The 19,055-nt window shown below is 57.6% G+C and carries 19 protein-coding genes; 11 read left to right on the plus strand and 8 right to left on the minus strand.

Features of this window, described 5'->3' with window-relative positions:
* Positions 1–61 precede the first annotated feature (61 nt).
* Complete coding sequence (locus J5276_RS25790) at positions 62–1,225, plus strand: mandelate racemase/muconate lactonizing enzyme family protein (RefSeq protein ID WP_173998427.1); 1,164 nt, start codon at positions 62–64, stop codon at positions 1,223–1,225.
* Between the two features lie 350 nt (positions 1,226–1,575).
* Here the strand turns inward: J5276_RS25790 and J5276_RS25795 are convergent, their stop codons facing one another.
* Both J5276_RS25795 and J5276_RS25800 read right to left on the minus strand, forming a co-directional pair.
* Positions 1,576–2,310 (minus strand): NADPH-dependent F420 reductase, encoded by a 735-nt coding sequence (locus tag J5276_RS25795; RefSeq protein WP_209159890.1) that lies wholly within the window; start codon positions 2,308–2,310, stop codon positions 1,576–1,578.
* Between the two features lie 88 nt (positions 2,311–2,398).
* The gene (locus tag J5276_RS25800; protein WP_209159891.1) at positions 2,399–3,274 is read right to left on the minus strand and encodes an SDR family oxidoreductase; all 876 of its coding nucleotides are present in this window, start codon (positions 3,272–3,274) and stop codon (positions 2,399–2,401) included.
* Between the two features lie 118 nt (positions 3,275–3,392).
* Between J5276_RS25800 and J5276_RS25805 the strand changes: the two genes are divergently transcribed.
* The 4 genes from J5276_RS25805 (at position 3,393) to J5276_RS25820 (ending at position 6,282) form a co-directional block, all read left to right on the plus strand.
* Entirely contained in the window at positions 3,393–4,037 is a 645-nt protein-coding gene (locus tag J5276_RS25805; RefSeq protein WP_110802706.1) for a TetR/AcrR family transcriptional regulator, read from the plus strand.
* 324 nt (positions 4,038–4,361) lie between these two features.
* The gene (locus tag J5276_RS25810; RefSeq protein WP_110802728.1) at positions 4,362–4,748 is read left to right on the plus strand and encodes a GFA family protein; all 387 of its coding nucleotides are present in this window, start codon (positions 4,362–4,364) and stop codon (positions 4,746–4,748) included.
* A 219-nt stretch (positions 4,749–4,967) separates the two neighbouring features.
* Entirely contained in the window at positions 4,968–5,939 is a 972-nt protein-coding gene (locus tag J5276_RS25815; RefSeq protein WP_209159892.1) for an SDR family NAD(P)-dependent oxidoreductase, read from the plus strand.
* Between the two features lie 55 nt (positions 5,940–5,994).
* Positions 5,995–6,282, plus strand: coding sequence for a hypothetical protein (locus tag J5276_RS25820; RefSeq protein WP_370647644.1), 288 nt, complete (start codon positions 5,995–5,997; stop codon positions 6,280–6,282).
* Positions 6,283–6,496: 214 nt separating this feature from the next.
* On the opposite strand, the gene J5276_RS25825 is transcribed toward J5276_RS25820, so the two are convergent.
* Both J5276_RS25825 and J5276_RS25830 read right to left on the minus strand, forming a co-directional pair.
* Positions 6,497–7,414: a nucleotidyl transferase AbiEii/AbiGii toxin family protein gene (locus tag J5276_RS25825; RefSeq protein WP_173998431.1), complete on the minus strand. Its 918-nt coding sequence runs from the start codon at positions 7,412–7,414 to the stop codon at positions 6,497–6,499.
* A complete protein-coding gene (locus J5276_RS25830; RefSeq protein WP_209159894.1) occupies positions 7,404–8,249 on the minus strand; it encodes a type IV toxin-antitoxin system AbiEi family antitoxin domain-containing protein in 846 nt (281 codons plus the stop codon). Before J5276_RS25830 ends, J5276_RS25825 begins: the two co-directional genes overlap by 11 nt.
* 436 nt (positions 8,250–8,685) lie before the next feature.
* Here J5276_RS25830 and J5276_RS25835 point away from each other — a divergent pair, with 436 nt between their 5' ends.
* Positions 8,686–8,967, plus strand: a complete 282-nt coding sequence (locus J5276_RS25835; RefSeq protein WP_209159895.1) for a DUF427 domain-containing protein — start codon at positions 8,686–8,688, stop codon at positions 8,965–8,967.
* Positions 8,968–9,206: 239 nt separating this feature from the next.
* Here J5276_RS25835 and J5276_RS25840 read toward each other — a convergent pair whose 3' ends face one another.
* From J5276_RS25840 to J5276_RS25855, 4 genes are all read right to left on the minus strand, one after another.
* The gene (locus J5276_RS25840; RefSeq protein WP_173998535.1) at positions 9,207–9,956 is read right to left on the minus strand and encodes a GntR family transcriptional regulator; all 750 of its coding nucleotides are present in this window, start codon (positions 9,954–9,956) and stop codon (positions 9,207–9,209) included.
* A 157-nt stretch (positions 9,957–10,113) separates the two neighbouring features.
* Positions 10,114–11,244: a sugar phosphate isomerase/epimerase family protein gene (locus J5276_RS25845; protein WP_173998434.1), complete on the minus strand. Its 1,131-nt coding sequence runs from the start codon at positions 11,242–11,244 to the stop codon at positions 10,114–10,116.
* Positions 11,245–11,344: 100 nt separating this feature from the next.
* Complete coding sequence (locus tag J5276_RS25850) at positions 11,345–12,199, minus strand: amino acid ABC transporter permease (RefSeq protein ID WP_173998435.1); 855 nt, start codon at positions 12,197–12,199, stop codon at positions 11,345–11,347.
* Positions 12,200–12,202: 3 nt separating this feature from the next.
* Entirely contained in the window at positions 12,203–13,138 is a 936-nt protein-coding gene (locus tag J5276_RS25855; RefSeq protein WP_173998436.1) for an ABC transporter substrate-binding protein, read from the minus strand.
* A gap of 531 nt (positions 13,139–13,669) precedes the next feature.
* Between J5276_RS25855 and J5276_RS25860 the strand changes: the two genes are divergently transcribed.
* Genes J5276_RS25860 through J5276_RS25880 form a run of 5 tightly spaced genes read left to right on the plus strand, consistent with a single transcriptional unit; the run spans position 13,670 to position 19,054 of the window.
* Positions 13,670–14,887 (plus strand): ABC transporter ATP-binding protein, encoded by a 1,218-nt coding sequence (locus J5276_RS25860; protein ID WP_209159896.1) that lies wholly within the window; start codon positions 13,670–13,672, stop codon positions 14,885–14,887.
* A 19-nt stretch (positions 14,888–14,906) separates the two neighbouring features.
* Positions 14,907–15,947 carry an extracellular solute-binding protein gene (locus tag J5276_RS25865; RefSeq protein WP_209159897.1) on the plus strand — a complete coding sequence of 347 codons (1,041 nt, stop codon included), beginning with the start codon at positions 14,907–14,909 and terminating at the stop codon, positions 15,945–15,947.
* 9 nt (positions 15,948–15,956) lie between these two features.
* The gene (locus J5276_RS25870; protein ID WP_209159898.1) at positions 15,957–16,784 is read left to right on the plus strand and encodes an ABC transporter permease; all 828 of its coding nucleotides are present in this window, start codon (positions 15,957–15,959) and stop codon (positions 16,782–16,784) included.
* Positions 16,777–17,598, plus strand: coding sequence for an ABC transporter permease (locus J5276_RS25875; protein ID WP_173998440.1), 822 nt, complete (start codon positions 16,777–16,779; stop codon positions 17,596–17,598). The genes J5276_RS25870 and J5276_RS25875 overlap by 8 nt, the downstream gene beginning before the upstream one ends.
* Positions 17,599–17,629: 31 nt before the next feature.
* Entirely contained in the window at positions 17,630–19,054 is a 1,425-nt protein-coding gene (locus J5276_RS25880) for a Xaa-Pro peptidase family protein (RefSeq protein ID WP_209159899.1), read from the plus strand.
* Position 19,055: the final 1 nt, after the last annotated feature.

Here is a 19,055-nt window from a genome sequence, read left to right on the forward strand (position 1 = left end):
TACGAAGTTGCGGCGGAGCGCCACCATTCGCTATCTATTTTAAACTAAAACAGAGGTTAAAATGCGTATCATCGACGTCTGCGAAGTCACCAAACCAATCGCTTCGCCCATCCGCAACGCCTATATCGACTTCTCGAAGATGACGGCGAGCCTCGTCGCCGTTGTCACCGATGTTGTGAAGGACGGCCGTCGGGTCGTTGGCTATGGTTTCAACTCGAACGGCCGTTATGGCCAGGGCGGCTTGATCCGCGAGCGGTTCAAGGACCGCATCCTGCAGGCAGACCCGAACAGCCTGATCAACGATGAGGGCACCAACCTCGATCCGCACAAGATCTGGTCGACTATGATGATGAATGAAAAGCCCGGCGGTCATGGAGAGCGCTCGGTCGCCGTCGGAACGCTCGATATGGCGATCTGGGATGCGGTCGCGAAGGTCGAAGGCAAACCTCTGTTCCGCATGTTGGCCGATATGAAGGGCCGTGAAGCGAACTCGAAGGTCTTCGTTTACGCGGCAGGCGGCTACTATTATCCCGGCAAGGACAATAGCGCGCTGCGCAAGGAGATGCGAAGCTATCTCGACCGAGGCTACAATGTCGTCAAGATGAAGATCGGGGGAGCCTCGATTGACGAAGACCGGGGCCGTATCGAGTCCGTGCTGGAAGAGATCGGTTCCGAGGCACGTCTGGCCGTCGACGCCAACGGTCGCTTCGATCTGGAGAACGGGATCGCCTACGCCAAGATGCTACGCGATTACCCTCTGTTCTGGTACGAGGAAATCGGCGATCCCCTCGACTATGCTCTGCAGGCGGCGATCTCGGAATTCTACGATGCCCCGATGGCGACCGGAGAGAACCTCTTCTCCCATCAGGATGCCCGTAACCTGCTGCGCTACGGCGGCATGCGTTCTGACCGCGACTTCCTGCAGTTTGACTGCGCCCTGTCCTACGGTCTCGTCGAGTACCTGCGCACGCTGGACGTGCTGCGCCAGTTCGGTTGGTCACCGTCGCGTTGTATCCCCCACGGCGGCCACCAGATGTCGCTCAATATTGCCGCCGGCCTTGGGCTGGGCGGTAACGAGAGCTATCCGGATCTCTTCCAGCCCTATGGCGGCTTCCCGGACGGCGTCAAGGTTATCGACGGCCACATCACAATGCCGGAACTGCCGGGCATCGGCTTCGAAGGCAAATCCGACCTGATCAAGGTCATGCGCGAACTCGCCGAGTAATGAAGTCTCTGGGGGAGTGGCACGCGACTCCCGCATTAACAATCGGCGCCGCAAACAATTACCGATGACATGCGGCATACGCGAGGATTGGCTGAGCACCACGTCCATTTGCGACATCATGAGGCGACCCACAATTGTATTGCCGCCTCATCAAGTTGATCGACAGCTCCCTGCCGGGAATGGGATGTAGTCAGCGACGAAATGGGTGTCATGAAACGACCGTTAACATGCGACCCCATGTTTGCGACCTACCTCTCGTATGGCGCCTAAGCAGAGGCGGAAACACTCTGCGCCTCTGCGGTCTTATATGTTGTTTGCCGTTATAGAACGCTCGGTTCTATGGCTTACGTTCAGCTTGTGATTTTGCGAATGCTGGCGACCATGGCTTCGCGTTCGAATGCAACGCTTCCATCGACAATCCCTTGCGTGATGAGTTCAAGGTTGTGAGGAAGGCGGGTCTTGTCGACAGACGAAAGTGCTTTCGTCAGACCGGCTGCATCGAGTTCCGTGCAATAGGCGGGGCTTCCCGGCTGGAAACGCCAGGAATCCGATAGCGGGCCGGCATCCACGACATCGAAGCCAGTGTCATTAACGAGACCCGATACCACAGCTTTAGCAGCGGCATCATCTCCAGCGATCGGTATGGCCAATCTGGAAGCCGCGCCACGTTTCGCGCCGCAGTCGGCGAGAGTGAAAGACAGGAGCGCGTTCCAGGCTTTCACGAGAGGCTTTCCGATCTGCTCGCTGGCCCAGACGGTTTCCAGTTTTCCTTCTTGTACCTCTTTAATCATGCCGTCCCGCATTGGATAGTAGTTGGACGTATCGACGACGATGACGCCTGCGGGAACAGCGGCAAGCACAGGTGCGAGTTCCGGATTTCGATCAAATGGTACGGAAAGGATAATTACCTCCACATCCTTGACCGCTTCGTCACGCGTGACAGCAGCAATTGCCGTGCCGTCAACGATGCCTTTGAGGGTTTCCGGTCCCTTCGAGTTGGCCAGCTTCACGTCATGGCCGGCCTTTGCCAAGATCCGTGCGAGATTTGCGCCGACCATTCCTGCTCCGATAATTCCGATTTTCATGATTTTTCCTTGTTCCTGTTCATTCGCGGGATTTGCGAAATTTTTGAAGGGTGTTCCGAAGGGCGGCGAGAGCCGCAGGCCACCGTGGTCAGAGCATGTCCGACATGCCGAACGAGGTGAGCATACTGTTCTGAATGGGGCGGACCGCCTCATTCAGTTGATGGATACCAAAGTCCAGGCCTTCAGGCATAACGACGGTTCGCAACGGGCGTCGTTCAGTCGCTTCGATCAACTCTGCGATGGAAACGGCAACGCGCTGAGGACGGGGTGGGTTGGCATCGTCTCCGTCGTTAGCGTGCGCCTTGATTTGGCCTGGGATTGCCGCGATCTCACCGTAGGATGCAATAACAGCATGGTCCGATGGCTCAGGGCTCGAAGAGATGAGGTTGCTCGGGAATGGCCCGGGCTCGACAATGACGGAGTCAATACCAAAGCCCTTCAGCTCGTAACGATATGCCTCGGCAAGTGCCTCCAGCGCGAACTTGCTTGCTGAGTAGGTTCCAAAAAAGGGGAACACCACCCGGCCCATCAGGGATGTGACGTGGACAAGGAGCCCGCTGCCAGCAGCCCGCATATGAGGAAGAACGGCCCGGTCCGCGCGTACGGCGCCAAAGAAATTGACCGCAAACAGCCGTTCGATGTCAGCAACCGTGTAGGCTTCGGTGATCCCGACAGGCATCAATCCGGCATTGTTGACGAGGACATCGATCTTTCCGTGCTCTCTCACGACCTTATCGATCGTTGAATTGACGGAAACGTCGTCGGCAACATCCATCTCCAGAACGTGCAGTACATGTCCTTCAGTTGCCGCAGCGTCAATGAGATCCTTGCGCACCCGAGCGTTTCGCCCCTCGACGTCTCGCATGGTCGCAACCACCGTATGCCCCCGTCTTGCCAACTCGAGCACCGTAAGGTTCCCGAAGCCGCTGCTCGCACCCGTCACAACCACAACTTTCCCGCTCATCGCAAAACTCTCTTTTTTGAATATGACGTCCCTTCAATATACAGACCTGTATGTACTTGCAATAGGGAAAAATACAGAATAGTCTGTCCACCTTGAGATGATGAATAGGAGATGCCAAATGCAAAAGGGCAGCATGCCTGAAATCGTGGAGTTGGAGCGCCAGTCGCTCGAGGGCCTTCCCCCAAGAGAGCGGATATTAAAGACTGCCTCAGATCTGTTTTATCGGCTCAGCGTTCACTCTGTCGGGATAGATCGCATCATTGCAGAGAGTGACGTGGCGAAGATGACTTTTTACAAGCACTTCCCGTCAAAGGCCTCCCTGATCGCGACGTATCTCCGTGATAAAAAAACCATTGGTTTTGAGATGTTTGCAGCGGCGGCGGAAAAGCCTGGCCTGTCAGCCATAGAGCGCGTGCTTACAATCTTCGATGCAATTGATGAACCTCTCCGTGCGCCTACATTCCGTGGTTGTTCGTTTTCGAGAGGGCTGGCAGAATTTGGACCCGAGGCAAACACACCGGAAGTACAGGCGACCATTGCCGACTATTACAAAGAATTACATGAATTAGTTACGCGGCTCATTGAGCCGCTGGGTTTGAAGAAACCTGAGCGAGCCGTTATCCAGGTCCTATCGCTGGTTCAGGGATCTTTCGTCATAGCTCAATCCATTCCGAGCGAGGGAATTGTCGAAGCCAATCGCGATGCCGCTAGGTTGTTGCTAGAGAACGAGATGGCTGTGGCGTCGAAATCGGAAAGAGACTGAGACAGTCATGCCGGACATCCTGAAAATTGGACAATGGCTGCGTGCCACGCTTTCCCATGCCATCCACAAACCAGTATGCCGACTGATCTCGCGGATCGACTGCTTCTCGCGCAGCTTCATTCGCCGGATGATGTTTAAAAGTCCCATGTGGATCACTCCGTTGCCCCCGTCGCTGACCGCGTTCGGGGGAAGGTCACATGGCTCAATTCTCAGTGGAAATTATCTGCCTAACCGGCTCAGTTCTGCGTGGAAAACAACAGCAACGCAATCAACTTCCGTCCTGCCAAATATGCGCAAAGCGCTACCTCGGCCATAGGAGCTACTATGTATAAAGGCAGTTGCCTCTGCAGCACGGTAAAATACGAAGTTCGTGGAGAGCTTGGTAAAGCAATCTATTGCCACTGTTCACGTTGTCGCAAAGCAAGCGCAACCGCGTTTGCGACCAATGCGTCTGTTGTAGCCAGTGACTTCGTGATCATTGAGGGCGAAGCTGCGCTGAAGGCGTTCGATTCTTCGCCAGGCGTTCATCGCTTCTTCTGTTCCAATTGCGGGTCGGCGATCATAAGTCGCCGCGACGAGATGCCAGATGTCGTCCGCTTACGGCTGGGGACGCTCGATACGCCGCTGCCGACGTCGCCGACAGCACATTATTTTGTCGCCTCGAAAGCCGAGTGGTACGAGATACACGACGAGTTGCCACAGTTCGCGTAACGCCAGCACGATGCTGGCAGTCGGGAGCGCACTGAAAACATCGGTGATCCCGCATGTTAAACAACAAGCCACGACGTGTCGGCTGGCTGTACGCCCCCGCATTTTGAGGTTTCTGATACCCATCCGCGACCGCGCCGAGCGCGCCAACTCATCCGTAACTCGATCAGTCGTCTGTCCAACACCACTGCCTAAATGTGCAAAACACAAGGAGATTATTCGATGACAAATGGTTTCGGAGCCAAATCCACCACCGAAGACGTGCTTTCCGGCATCGACCTTAGCGGCAGACGCGTGCTCGTCACCGGTGTATCCGCTGGGCTTGGCGTCGAAACTGCGCGGGCGCTGGTAGCCCACGGAGCAAATGTCGTAGGCGCTGCCCGCGATCTGGCCAAGGCCGAAAGCGCAACGGCGACTGTCCTTGCCGAGGCTGCCAATGGCGGTAGCCTCGAACTGATCCAGTTCGATCTGGCATCGCTGGCAAGCGTGCGCGCCTGCGCGGACGCTCTGCTCAAGGATGGTCGTACCTTCGATGTCGTCATTGCCAATGCCGGTGTCATGGCGGCTCCCTTCGGTCATACGGCCGATGGGTTCGAGACGCAGTTTGGCACCAACCATCTCGGCCATTTCACCTTCGTCAATCGCATCGCGTCCCTGATTGCACCCGGCGGGCGGTTGGTGAACCTGGCATCGTCCGGCCACCGCTACGCCGATGTCGATCTTGAAGATCCAAATTTTGAACACACGGCTTACGATCCCTGGATTGCTTACGGGCGCTCCAAGACTGCCAATATTCTGTTCGCTGTCGAATTCGACCGACGGCACAAGGCGCGCGGGGTTCGCGCAACGGCGGTACATCCAGGCGGTATCCGCACGGAGCTCACCCGCCACTTGGGAGACGGAGCGTTTGAGGCGATGATCGACAAGGTCAACAAGGAACTCGCAGCCCAAGGTAAGTCGCCTTTCGAATTGAAGTCGATCCCGCAGGGAGCCGCCACCTCGTTATGGGCTGGCTTTGTTGCCGCTGCTGACGAGGTCGGTGGTCTCTATTGCCACAATTGCCGTGTCGCGACCGTAACGGAGAACCCGGCAAGCCGCATCAGCGAAGATGTCTGCGCCTATGCGCTCGATGCCGAGCGGGCCAAGGCCCTTTGGATTAAGAGCGAAGAGATGATCGGGGAGCACTTCGAATAACAGTATTAAAGAACGGCCGTGTCCGGCCCCGGTGCTCACCCGCCATATTGATCGTGTGGGCCATTTCCATGCAAAGAGCGTTCGCCCTGTCGTGATGCAGCGGGTGCGCGACGATGCGATGAGCTTCATGGACGGAGTTCGGGCCGGCGTGTTCACCGTACCGCGAGACGAGGAGGGCGGGGTGGAGTTCGAACCGCTGCTAAAAATCCTGAAAGATGCCGGCTACGACGGCTGGATCGTCATCGAAGCCGAGCAGGATCCAGCCGTTCGCAATTCCTTCCAGTACCAGTCGCTCGGCCTCGATGCGTTGAAAGCCGCCGCCGTCAGGGTTGGTCTCGTCTGATAAAACAGTTGGAGTTCATCATGTCCAGGCTTCTCCATCGTCCTTCGGAAATCGTTGGGTTATCGCGGACCTGTGGGATTGGAAGCCTTTGCGAAAGGCGATGCAATCCCCGCGCTTCAAGCGTTCCGTTCCGCTCCTACGCTTCAAGGAAGCGCCTAACCGTTGTACCTCAACGTTCGGCAAATGACTGCCGGCCGCACGTGCCTGCGGAAGCTTACGCAAACATATTTTCAATCTCCGCACGTTGGATGGCGTGTTTATCGGGGTTTTGCTGTTTTAGCTTGGCAAGGTTGATCAATTTCCATCGTACTGCCGGTAGTGCCGCTGCCTGTGGCAACCCGATTGCGTCGAAATCCGGCTCCGTATCATGGAGAGTAAGCAGGAACCGCATCGCTTTATCATCGAGGCGGGTTCGAAGGTCATCTGTCAGCTGTGCCCGTGCGTTTTTCAGTTCGATCAGGCTGACGGGTTCGATGGTCATGCCTTCGAATTCTTTCACGAAGGCGTCATCGATTTCGGACAATGACGGCCTGATCAACTCATGCGGCGGGCGGCCCGAGCTTGCGACGTAGATGAGGAAGGTCCGAAACAACGCATCGGTGAGCCCTTCGTTATCGTAGAGCAGCTTCACGTCGAAGAGATCGCGCGGGTGCTGGCGGTCCACGGCGGCATGAAGCTTGCCACCAAATAGATCCTCGAATGACACGACCTGCATTTCGGCAAAGCCGAACGCCTCGGCCACGCCATCCGTGACCGTCCGCAGTTCCGGAGGATGCACCGTTCCACGCGCGACCGGCGAGGTCTCGATCTTGATTTCGGTGGTGCCCTGCCTCACGAGCACCCGCGTGTCATTGTTGCCGCCACCGGCGATACGCTGGACGTCGACGCCGCGCAGATTTTTCAGCAGGTCCTCGCGAATGCGGTCAAGCGCGGCGTCGATACCGCTGAGCGTCGTTTCCCGATCCTGGATGGGAAGGTAGGTGAGGTCGATATCGACCGACAAACGAGGCATATCCCTGTAGAACAGGTTGATGGCCGTTCCCCCCTTGAGGGCGAAGACATCCTGCCGCGCGATATAGGGCAACGTCCGAACGAGCAGCTCGACCTGCCGCATATAGCGATCACGCGCCATCGATAATCTCCTTTGGCAACAGGTCTGCAGGGACCGTTACGCGATAAATCGGGTGAAGCCGGCCGCCGGGGACAAGTGACCGGTCGCCGCGTCCCATATCGATTTGCGATTTGTCGATATGCTTGAGCCACGCATGCGCGTGCTTGTCGGCATAGACGAAGAAAAGGCGTTTCACCTTTACACTGCGGCACCGGGTCAACAGCGTCGTCAACATTTTCGGGCGCAGATTGACCATTCCTTCAAATACCATGTCGATGTTGTGAAAGCTTTCGTTCTTCGGAAGTTCATCGAGAACCTCCAGTATCGCCCGTTCCGCAGACGACATTTTGATAGGCCAGCGCCACGGGCTCATGGCCAGTTCCTCATCTGGATTATCGGAGAGGCTGAATTCGCTGTCCTCGACGCCGTTGTTCTCGTCGGTGAACAGTCCATGACCTCGCCGGACAAACCTGGCATCGGTTGGCAACTTCATCAGCCAATCAGGTATATCGGAGCCGTAGAGGTAGACGCGTGTATCGCCGCCGAGCTGCAGGTAGTGGGAATGTCCGCGCAACCCAAGTGCGGTCCAACCTCCTACGTGGAAAACATGTCCCATGATCCACTGCGCGGATAACAAGGGAATTTTCCAGCCCGTGAGGGCTTGCACCGTCTCTCTTGCCGAAAATGGTCGTCGGTAGACGCCTGTCGCGATCCGCTCAAGCCAACCCTGCTTGATATAAGCCGATACGGATTGCCGTGAGATCGCATGGCGTGCTGTCCAAGCCGAATCGACGAGGAAGCCCGGCGGAACCGATTGTATGAGATGCTTTAGCTTTGACGGCAAATGTTCATTCATAATAGACATTATCGCACGAGTTCAAAGTGAATATCAAGTGTACTTTAAAATTCTTTGTATTTGTCAATCAGAAATTGACAGAAATTGGAAACCTCGAAGTCGCGTACCGGCCCGTTGGCAGCGCCTTGGTCATGGCGGCATGAAACTCCGCCCCAAATTTAGTCCGCGCGTTGCATCTGATGCAATCGATGACCACCTGGCCGACACATCGAGCGCTGTGCCTTTGCCGATGTCTCGCATTGGAAGACGAAGCAGTTCCCCATTTTTACATCATTTAGGCTGATACGGACGAAGGTCCGTGCGTCTAGATCGAACACCAATCGTTTTCTGCTGATCGCAGTTCAGATCAATACAAACTCTGGCACCTTGACTGTCGGAGGCGGCTACGATTTTGGTACGTTCCTATATTTGGACCCACACAGAGGAGATTTCGGTTATGAAAGCGACATGGAACGGGGCGATAATTGCTGAGAGCGACGATACGGTCATCGTTGAGGGCAACCACTATTTTCCGATTGGCTCTGTCAAAAATGAATATTTGAGGTCGAGCGAGACCAAGTCGAGCTGTCCGTGGAAAGGGCAAGCCAGCTACTATACGCTGGAGGTCGACGGCCAGAAAAACGCGGACGCAGCCTGGTTCTATGTCGAACCCAAACCGGCCGCCAATGAGATCAAAGACCGGGTGGCTTTCTGGAAAGGTGTGCAGGTCGGATATTGACCGCGATTCATCAATCGCGACAAATGTTATTACTGTCTGCATCCGCTTGTCGCCACCGATTACCCCATCCAAATGCTTGATAGGCGGATAGCGATTGCTGGATCTTTTCGAAGGAAACTGGCCAATTGCGCAGTCATTCGTCCGATGGTTTAATGGTTGCTCCAATAAGTTGATTTCGCTGGATAATATCTTCATTTTGTCGGTTGTCGTGAGTTCAGATCCTGTCAAGACCTGAATGGTCAGGAAAAGTTCTCCAGCACAGCCAAGAAGGTATGACGATCACCCTGGCCCTCGGTCAAGCGCACCCGACCTTCTATATCGGCGAGGTGGTGGTCCATTAACTGCTGTGCTTTTGCCAGATCTTGGGCCTTCAGCGCCGTAACGATCTGGCGGTGGTGGTCAGCGCCGCAATCGTCCTGTTTTTCTTCCTCATAAAGGGCCATGACCAGAGACAGGCGAGCGACGATCTTCGAGAGCATTTCGGTCATAACCGCGTTGCCGCCGAGTTCGGCCAGAACGATGTGGAACTTGCCGGAGAGCACCGTCTTCGACTTCTCATCGCCGTGATGGTGGATATGCTCTTCCTCGTCGGTCAGTTTTTCGAGCGCGTCCAGTTGTTCAGTGGTGGCACGGGCCATGGCGAGCTCGAGGATCGCGTGTTCGATCTTGCGCCGTGACTCAAACAGGGCCTTTGCTTCTTCGATGCCTGGTTCGGCGACGAAGGTGCCGCGGTTTCGCTTGCGCTCCAGCAGATGATCACTCTCCAAGACGCCGAGGGCGCCGCGAACGACGGTGCGGCTTACGCCAAAGTGGTCGGCGATCGCATCTTCGAGGATTTTCGTCCCCGGCTTCAGAGCGCCTTCGCCTATGGCATTGGCGAGCGTTGTGCGAATCCGCTCGGAGACGTCGTCATTGGCGCTTTCAGCCGCATCAGCCGAGGCGTTGGCCTTCGGCGCTGCCTTCGTCGTTTGACGGCGCGTCCTTTTCATGTGGTACTCCAGATGCATGGCGGCCCAAGCCGCTCGATCTAATTATGTTCATAGAAATATTGTTGCGTATATCGCCGTCTGCCAGAAATCCACCCGGTCAAGAGGTTATCAGATGTCTATGGCGGCTAGTACCGCCACAGACTGGGTGAGTGCCGGTTTATGCAGCGTGGCGCTTGGCAGTCGACGGGGAAAGCGCGATGCCCTTCTCCGCGCATAGCCTCTCGATGTAACGAGCCGAGTTCTTGATGAAGGTCACTGTCTCACCATAGCCGTAGGATTGGCGCTCGTAGGTCGGATAGCCGTACTGGCTCGCCTCATACGCTTCCCAATCCGGGATCTCGCCGGATTTCACGCGCGCTTCGAAGGTGTCCACCGTAGCCATGTAGACCTCCAGTTCTTCGGCGTTCAGGTCCGGATGCGCGGCGCGCCAGATCGGGTCATCGATCTGGATGCATTGGCGCGGGTTCGCCTTGCGCGGCTTGTCTTCGACAGAGGCTGCGACTTCCAGCGAAAGGTTTAGATCCGGATTTGCCTTGGCAAGGATGGGAAGGATCGTGGGAAAATCCACGATACCCTTGCCGACCGGTCGGGTCTGGAAATCGAGACCTCCGAATGCTCGGCCGACATAGGCGTCTTTGATATGCGTCTGGCGGACGTAAGGCGCGACGCGCTTTGCCGCAAACACCGGATGTTCCCCACGCTGCAGGCCGTTGGCCGTGTCGAACACGACGCCGATACAGTCATCGCCAACTTTCTCGATCAGCCGGAGGATTTCAAAAGAGGTGATTTCATCATGGGTTTCCATGTTGAGGTGGACGCCATTGGCGCGCGCGACGGGAGCAAGCTTCAACAAGATCTTTTCGATGGCCAGCAACTGCTCGTCCCAGGTGACATCGGTGCGAAAGCGGTCATTGGCCAACCTGCCACGGTATTCCGATTTGAAATTGCCCGGTGAGATCCACAGTTCGAGGCATCCGATCGCGGCGCTCGCCTCGATCATCCGGGTGAAGCCCAGAATGATGTCGCCGTCGCCGATCGCCCGGAATTCCGGAGCCTCGGCGCTGCAATAGGGATTGATCTTGCCGACACCGCTTTCGAGGTAAAGCCCAAGCTCGTCGGCTTTCGCCCGGATGTCGCGAAGCGCACCCTTGTCGAGCGTCGGGCTCATGTCGAGAACGGTCGGGAAGAACAGGCCACCAAGACCAAGCTCCTTGACATGGTCGAGGCTTGCCAGCGGCCCGCGCTTCAGGAACTCGGGAAGTTTTTGGCTATCGATACCCAGTCTCATGATGGTCTCCTTAGTGTTTCCTGACGGGATGCGCTGCGATGGCGATCCCTGCTTGTTAGATTTTCTTGAAGCTGCCGCCGGCGCTTAGGCCTGCGGATGGTCACTTCTCATTGCTGTTGGAGCGGCCTTTCGGTGCCAGTTTCCGTTCCAGATAATGCTGGCCCACCGAGGCGATTGTGGTGATGCCGAGGTACCAGAGTGATGCGACGCAGAGGAGTTCAATGACCAGGAAGTTGCGGGCATAGATAGCCTGTGCCTGTGTCAGCAGATCCTGCATGCCGATAACCGACACGATGGCACTCGCCTTCAGCATGCCGATCGCCTGGTTGCCGGTCGGCGGGACGATGAGACGGATTGCCTGCGGGAGGACGACAGTCCGCAGGGTCTGGAGGGGTCTGAGGCCCAAAGAGGATGCGGCTTCGCGCTGTCCCCGATCCACGGCTGTCAGACCGCTACGGATGATCTCGCTCATATTAGCCGCCTCGTGCAGGCCGAGCGCCAGAAAGCCTGCAAGGGCGGGTGTCACAATGTCGTTGACCGAGACGGACCAAGAACCGAAGCCGATCTCAGGAATGAAGAGCGCGATGTTGAACCAGAAGAAGATCTGGACGATCAGCGGTACGCCGCGAAACCACCAGACGAAGGCGACGGCGATCGCCTTCAGAACAACGTTCTGGCTGGTCGCCATGATGGCGACGAGGCAACCGATAACGATGCCGGCGACCATGGCGCCGGCCGTTAGTTCGAGCGTGAGGACGACGCCGTCGAGAATGACGGGGTCGATCATGTAGCGCGGGATTTCACTCCATTGAACGCTTTGATTCCGCCCAATGACCAGAAGCATGAGAGCCAGCGCGATGATCGCGACGGCACCAGTCACGAGCTGCCCGAACCGGACTGTCTTGCCGATCGGAGGAGCCATTGGCATGCTGAGAGACTGTTGGGCGAAAGACATTGCTCAGTCCACCGGCATCGAGGCAGCGTCGTTGAACTTGACGGTCTTCACGGCGAGCGGGCCGAGGCTCCATTTTTCCATGATCGCCTGATAGGCGCCGCTATCGACCATATGTTGGAGTGAGGCGACCACCGTATCGCGCAGTTCCGGATTGTCTTTGGAGACCAACATGCCGAGATAACCGACGGCAAGTCGTACATCCGGTAGCGCCTGCAGGCCGACACCCTTGCCGGTTTGCTTTTCGGTCGTGTAGACGCTGGTTGCGTAGCCGTTGACGGTTGCATCGGCGCGGCCCGTGCGCACCGCCTGCAGGACGTCCGGCATTTTCGGGATGGACATGATCTCGATCGGCGCCGTCGTGCATTTTGCCGATGCGGCGACGACCAGCCTGTTCTGAAAAGTGCCGACCGGCACGGCAACCTTCTTGCCGCAGAGGTCTTCCATGCTCTTGATTCCGAGGGGATTGCCCTTGGTCGTCATGATGGTCGTCGCATCATACATGTAGTCAATCACATCGACCTGCTTTTCCAGCTCCACGTCGTCATTGATGCCGGAGAGCGTCATGTCGAAACGCTTGGACAACACGGCCGGAACGATTGCCGCGCCCGCGCCGACATTGGTCATCTGCATATCGACGCCGAGAATGACGCCCAGCGCCGCGGCAAGGTCCGCATCGATGCCGACGAGCTTGCCGGCTTCATCCTGAAAACTGATCGGCGGCGTCAGGTCCGTCGCAACCTTGATGACCTTCTTGCCCTTGATGGCGGCAGGCAGGCTGTCGGCCAGTTTCTGATTAAAGGCGATGCCCGGAAGCTTGGCCACGTCCGCATCCGGCACCATCTTGACGGGCGCGCCTTCCGCGGCCTGTGCAGTCGATGCGATGAGCGCGAACGCGATGCCTGCAAGACCGGCTGTGAGAGTTTTCTTGAAGCTATGCATGCGGAACCCCTTTTCACATTTCTACGTCGTGAATTTTCAGGATAGTTCGATGCAATCACCATGCCACCTTGGATCTAGCATCTGTATGCTGTTGTTTTTCATGTGATATTTTCTCATCTAAAATATTCCAGTGAATTCGAACCAATTTTCGCATATCCGTGCGAACATACTTTGATGAAAAAATGACCTTTAAGCTACCGCAGCGCCGACCGGACTCGGTTGGCGCTAGCTAATTTACTGATTTTACTCTTCATCCTTTGCATACCCGAGATCGATGGCACATCCGCGCAAGTGGCGCAAAGCGGTGAAACGGCCCGATTTCTACGCTGACAAGCCGAAATCGGTGCACATCAAATCATCGTTCGGCCGCTAATGATGCACAATTTATAGATTGTTACGTTATGCCGCCGATCCGTAATTATGGATATACGAAACTAGATAAACCAAAAATTTAATATGTTAATCAATTGGTTGATCCATGTTCGACCGCGCTCATTGTAGAGTTGGCACGTTGCTTGCAAATCCTTTGCCATGACCCAGAGCGAACTCAAATTTGCCGATCGATCACATCTCCGCCTGATGCCGGCGAGCGCGATGCTCTCGTCAGGTCAGGCGCAACCCGAGGGGATATTCATGCCGCAGGCTTCGAATGCAGCAGAAGGCAGAGAGCTAAGCGTTCGTGGCCTGACCCATAGTTATGGCGGGCAGAATGCGATCAGCGACATTTCTTTCGATATAAAGGCGGGCGAGATCGTTGCGCTTCTGGGGCCGAGCGGGTGCGGCAAGTCGACGGTGCTGCGCGCCATTGCGGGCCTAATCCAGCCGAAAAGCGGGTTGATCCAGCTTGGCGGCCAGGATCTTGCCAATGTCTCGGCCCGTGCGCGTGGTATCGGCATGGTGTTCCAGAACTACGCGCTGTTCCCACACCTGACGGTGGCCGAGAACATCGCCTATCCGCTCGCCTGCCAAAAGGTGGCGCGCACCGAGCGTCGTGAGCGGGTGGAAGAAATGCTCTCGCTTGTGCAGTTGAAGGGTTTTGGCAACCGGCTGCCGCGCGAGCTTTCCGGCGGCCAGCAGCAGCGCGTGGCGGTGGCCCGCGCGATCGCAGGCCGCCCTTCGCTTCTGCTTCTCGACGAGCCCTTCGGTGCCTTGGACCGGGCGCTGCGTTTCGACCTGCAGGTCGAACTGCTTCATCTGCAGAAGACGCTCGGCATTACCACGCTGATCGTTACCCATGACCAGGAAGAGGCGCAGAGCCTCGCCGGCCGTCTCGTGCTGATGAACAAAGGCAATGTCGAACAGATCGACACGCCGATGGCCGTATATGACCGGCCGAAAACGTTGTTCGTCAATACGTTCATCGGACAGGCCAATGTGCTGCATGGGAAAGTGGACCGCCTGGAGGCTGAGGCAACCACGATCGCGCTTACCAATGGCAAGGCTCTCGTTCTGCCGCGCCGCCTGAATTTTACCACGGGCTCCACGGTCACGATTACCTTCCGTCCGGAGGACGTTCGCCTGTCTGCGACGCCGAGCGCATCGGCGCTGCCGGCGAGGCTGACCGTGTCAGTGCCGCTTGGACCCACCCTTGTCCATGATCTCCTTCTCGAAGACGGGACCAACCTTCGTGCCTCGGAGGTCCGCGGACCTTCGACCTTCATTCCCGAGCCGGGAGCACAGCTCTTTGCCGAGATCGACACCATGAGGTGTCACGCCTTTCCGAGCGAACCGGAAGCATTCCGTGAATAACAACAACAGAGGTGAACAGATGCAAGACTTCAACATCACACGACGTCATTTCGGACTGCTTGCCGCCGGTGCGGCTGCAGCCGCGACCGTTCCTTTTGCTGCCCGCGCGGCCGGTGGCACTGCTGTTGCCGCGACCTTTCCGGCTAATTGGGAAGACGGTTATCGCAGCGTGCTGACGCCGCTCGTCAAGGCGGCCGGTTTCGATCTGACAGTTGCCCCGGCCATGGCGCAGGATCAGCTTGCCAAGGTCATGGCAAGCCCCGGCAACCCGCCTTACGACACGCTGCTGATGTCGCCCGGCCAGATGGCTGTCGCCGTCGAGAACGACCTTATCCAGAAGATCGACCCGTCGAAGCTGAAGAACTGGGGCATGCTCGATCCGGCATTCCAGGGCGAGTACGGCCCGACCGTGACGGTCGAAGTCAACGGCATTGCCTACAACCCCGATCTCGTTCCGGCACCCAAAGGTTATCGCGATCTCTTCGAAAACCCGGCCTACAAAGGCCTCGTTTCGTGGACCGGCTTTGCCTCCAATACCGGCGTGATGGCCTATACCGAGATCGCCAAGATTTTTGGCTCCGGCCCGACCGACATGGATGCCGTCTTCAAGCTGTTCAAAGACCATCCGGAACACATCAAGGGTGTCGTTGCCAGCACCAACCACCAGATGACACTGTTCCAGCAGGGCGAGATCGCCGTCTTCATGTGCTCGACGGGCAATGTCGCCAAGCTCAAGGCTCTTGGGCTCAAGGCGGAGTTCGTTCAGCCTGAAACCGGCTCGCCGGCAGCGCCCGTCAATATCCATCTGACCAAGGGTGCCAAGAATGTCGATGCAGCCTATGCCTATATGGATGCCGCGATCTCCAAGGCTGCGCAGGACCAGTTGAAGATGCCGCCACGCGAAATGTTCCCGACCAACAAGGACGTAGAACTGACGCCAGGCATCGAAGCCTATGTAAAGCGCGAACAGCTGGCCTCGCTCGTCTATCCGGACTGGGCCGCGATCAACAAGAACCGTGCGGAATGGATCCGCCAGTTCGACGCCCTCGTCGCCGGTTGAGGTAGAGCCATGAAAGCGAGCGGCTTCCCATACGTTATCCCGATGCTTCTGCTGTCGGTGGCGTTCTTTGCGACGCCGCTCGCCGTTCTCGTCGGGTTCAGCTTCCTAGGGCCCGACGGCCTGTCTCTCCACAATTACGCGCGCTTTTTCGGCGATGCGTTCAATTACCGTGTTCTGGTCAATACCGCCAAGCTCGGTCTCCAGACCATCGCCAGCACGACTTTGCTCGGTATTCCGATTGCGCTTTTCTATTGGCACAGCGGCAGGACCGCCCGCCAGATCATCATTTTCCTGACGCTGATCCCGATGCTGACGAGCAATGTGGTGCGCACCTTTGCCTGGATCGTCATCCTCGGGCGGCAGGGACCGATCAGCGAGACATTCGTGGCGCTTGGACTTGCCGAGCGTCCGTTCTCGCTGATGTCCACCGAACTTGGCCTCGTAATGGCCATGTGTCAGATCGACCTGCCGCTGATCATCCTGCCGCTGGTCGCCATCTTGTCGCGCATCCCGGTCACCTATACCGAGGCCGCGCAGGTTTCGGGTGCCGGCCCCTGGCGCATTCTCGTCACGGTTCTGTTGCCGATGATGCTGCCCGGCCTTTTGGCGGGATGGGTCCTTGTCTTCGCCAGCACCAGCGCGTCCTTCGTCACCCAGGCCGTCATCGGCGGTGCTCGCAATGTCTATGTACCGCAACTGATCTACCGCGAGGTTGGTACGCTGTTCGACTGGCCGATGGCCTCGGCGATCGCCGTGGTGCTCCTGTTGTCGACCGGCATCCTGCTTGTCGCCATGACCATGATTTCTCGTCACCGGAGGCTCGTCGGCCATGCGTAACCAATCCGAAAACCCGCTCCCCGCTTTTCTCTACAAGGTATTCGTCTTCGGTTTCGGCGGCTTGAGCCTCATCTATCTGGTCGCCCCGATCGTCATCGCGATCACCATGTCGTTTACTTCAGGGCAGACGCTGAAATATCCACCGGAAGGGTTCTCGCTACGCTGGTACGAGGCGCTGCTCGACCCGCTCCGCTCCGGGACGGAACATATCGCGGCCGGCAATTCGCTGAAGATCGCGGGCCTTGCGGTCCTCGGCTCGTTGCTCGTTGCCGTGCCCGCCACGATCGGCATGGCACGGATGCGGCGCCGTTCAGTCAACACGATCGAACCGCTGCTTCTCGCCCCGCTGGTGCTGCCGAGCCTCGTTTATGGTCTCGCAGCTCTGATCGTCGCCAATTTCGTCGGCTTTCAGCCGTCGCTCTGGCTCACCGTCGTTGGCCATGTCGTGGTGTTCGGGCCGCTGATGTATCGCGCCGCCTCTGTCGTTGCGCAAGGCATCAATCCCTCGCTGGCTGAAGCCTCGACGGTGATGGGGGCGACCTGGGTAACGACGCTCAGGCGCGTGATCCTGCCCTTGCTGACCCCCGGCATTCTCGCCGGCGCATTCCTCGTCTTCATCCAGTCGCTCGACAACGTTTCCGTCTCGCTCTTCCTCGCCGATGCGCAGACGACAGTCCTGCCGCTCAGGATGTTCGCGCTGATCGAGGAATCGCTTGATGTGCGCGTCGCCGCCATGTCGGGGCTGCTGATCGGCCTGACCCTGGTGGTGATGCTGGTGGCAAGGCGGGTGCTGGCGCCCTCACGACAAGCCTGATGCAAAAATAATCCTGGAAGGAATACCCCCAATGAACATGAATGCCACCAAGGCAGGAGCCTACCGCGTCGGATCGCTGCTTGCCGATTTCCAGCCGGATTTCGATTTTGCCGCCCCGCTGCCACTCCCGGTCAAGGAATTTGAGGATCGGCTGCGCCGTATCCGCCGTCAGGCGGTCGAGGCCGGACATGATGCGCTGATCGTCCATACCGGTGGGGTGGGCTGGTTCCACACGTCCAACCATTATCTGCGTTATATCTGCGACTGGATGCGCGAGGGCGTGTTGATCATCCCGACGGACGCCGACAAGCCGCTGACGCTTCTGTCCTTCTTCACCCAGTCCGTGCTTCTGCCACCGGGCGGCGAGCCGGTGCTGGTCGAGGATATCTGGCAGATCGGCCCGATCGGTCGTGAATATGCGGATCGTCCGGGCGACAGCGTCATCAAGACGGCGGAAAAATGCGCCGAACTGCTGGCCGGAATGGGGCTTTCCAAGGCGCAGATCGGGCGAATCGGCGACCGGACCTCACTGACCTTCTGGGCGGGGCTAGATGAGTTGATGCCGAAGGTGAAATTCGTTGCCGACAACGCCATTCTCGACCGGATGCAGAAGGTGCGCTCGCCGCGCGAGATCGACATGTTCCGCGCTGCCGCTCAACTGGTCAGCATCGCCACGCAGGCAGCCTATCATGTGGCAAAACCGGGCGTCACTGACTACGAGATCTATGCTGCCTTCACCCAGGCGCAACTCTCCTTCGGCGGCGAGACAGGTGACGGTTACCAGATCGGTATCAACGAATTCGGCACCCATTGCGGCAAGCCATACGGCCATGTCGTGCGACCGGGAAACCTGATCAATCTCTATGTGTCCAACATCACCTATCGCGGCTATACCGCACAAACCGCCCGCATGATTGCCGTCGGCGAGATCACCAAGCGGCAGGAAGAGGTGCTGGCCGCCTGCACCGAGGGCGTCAAGCGCGCCGAAAAGCTGATCCGGCCGGGTGCGTTGATGCGAGACGTCAACAATGCCGCTTTCGAGCCGATGATCGAGCGCGGCATGCTGTCTTCCCCTGAGGCGCGCACCATGCCCTATAACTGGGCTCCGATGGACGATGGCAGCGCTCGCCTGATCCCGCGTCAGTATGTGAAGAACATCGACTGGGAAGCCCAGGGCCGCACCTTGATGCATGTCTATCCGGCGACCCATGGGCCGCATAACCCCAATCTCGGTCATTCCGTCGGCATGGCCGGCGGGCAAAACAGCTTCAACATCTCTTCCCACAACTATGACCGTATGGAGGAGGGCATGGTGTTCGTGCTGCACACGCAGTGGCTGGAACCGCTGTCGGCCGGCTGTAATGTCGGCGACATGTATGTCGTCACCAGAGACGGGTTCGAGAACCTGTCGCGCCACACCCCGCTTGAAACCCACCGTATCGCTGTTGAGGCCTGAA

It is taken from the genome of Agrobacterium sp. S7/73 (assembly GCF_019355535.1).
Classification (GTDB): Bacteria; Pseudomonadota; Alphaproteobacteria; order Rhizobiales; family Rhizobiaceae; genus Agrobacterium; species Agrobacterium tumefaciens.

What these genes read in the sequence shown, in the direction of transcription:
- J5276_RS25790 (WP_173998427.1), top strand. Translation starts at nt 62, where the DNA reads ATGCGTATCATCGACGTCTGCGAAGTCACCAAACCAATCGCTTCGCCC.
- J5276_RS25795 (WP_209159890.1), bottom strand. Translation starts at nt 2,310, where the DNA reads ATGAAAATCGGAATTATCGGAGCAGGAATGGTCGGCGCAAATCTCGCA.
- J5276_RS25800 (WP_209159891.1), bottom strand. Translation starts at nt 3,274, where the DNA reads ATGAGCGGGAAAGTTGTGGTTGTGACGGGTGCGAGCAGCGGCTTCGGG.
- J5276_RS25805 (WP_110802706.1), top strand. Translation starts at nt 3,393, where the DNA reads ATGCAAAAGGGCAGCATGCCTGAAATCGTGGAGTTGGAGCGCCAGTCG.
- J5276_RS25810 (WP_110802728.1), top strand. Translation starts at nt 4,362, where the DNA reads ATGTATAAAGGCAGTTGCCTCTGCAGCACGGTAAAATACGAAGTTCGT.
- J5276_RS25815 (WP_209159892.1), top strand. Translation starts at nt 4,968, where the DNA reads ATGACAAATGGTTTCGGAGCCAAATCCACCACCGAAGACGTGCTTTCC.
- J5276_RS25825 (WP_173998431.1), bottom strand. Translation starts at nt 7,414, where the DNA reads ATGGCGCGTGATCGCTATATGCGGCAGGTCGAGCTGCTCGTTCGGACG.
- J5276_RS25830 (WP_209159894.1), bottom strand. Translation starts at nt 8,249, where the DNA reads ATGAATGAACATTTGCCGTCAAAGCTAAAGCATCTCATACAATCGGTT.
- J5276_RS25835 (WP_209159895.1), top strand. Translation starts at nt 8,686, where the DNA reads ATGAAAGCGACATGGAACGGGGCGATAATTGCTGAGAGCGACGATACG.
- J5276_RS25840 (WP_173998535.1), bottom strand. Translation starts at nt 9,956, where the DNA reads ATGAAAAGGACGCGCCGTCAAACGACGAAGGCAGCGCCGAAGGCCAAC.
- J5276_RS25845 (WP_173998434.1), bottom strand. Translation starts at nt 11,244, where the DNA reads ATGAGACTGGGTATCGATAGCCAAAAACTTCCCGAGTTCCTGAAGCGC.
- J5276_RS25850 (WP_173998435.1), bottom strand. Translation starts at nt 12,199, where the DNA reads ATGTCTTTCGCCCAACAGTCTCTCAGCATGCCAATGGCTCCTCCGATC.
- J5276_RS25855 (WP_173998436.1), bottom strand. Translation starts at nt 13,138, where the DNA reads ATGCATAGCTTCAAGAAAACTCTCACAGCCGGTCTTGCAGGCATCGCG.
- J5276_RS25860 (WP_209159896.1), top strand. Translation starts at nt 13,670, where the DNA reads ATGACCCAGAGCGAACTCAAATTTGCCGATCGATCACATCTCCGCCTG.
- J5276_RS25865 (WP_209159897.1), top strand. Translation starts at nt 14,907, where the DNA reads ATGCAAGACTTCAACATCACACGACGTCATTTCGGACTGCTTGCCGCC.
- J5276_RS25870 (WP_209159898.1), top strand. Translation starts at nt 15,957, where the DNA reads ATGAAAGCGAGCGGCTTCCCATACGTTATCCCGATGCTTCTGCTGTCG.
- J5276_RS25875 (WP_173998440.1), top strand. Translation starts at nt 16,777, where the DNA reads ATGCGTAACCAATCCGAAAACCCGCTCCCCGCTTTTCTCTACAAGGTA.
- J5276_RS25880 (WP_209159899.1), top strand. Translation starts at nt 17,630, where the DNA reads ATGAACATGAATGCCACCAAGGCAGGAGCCTACCGCGTCGGATCGCTG.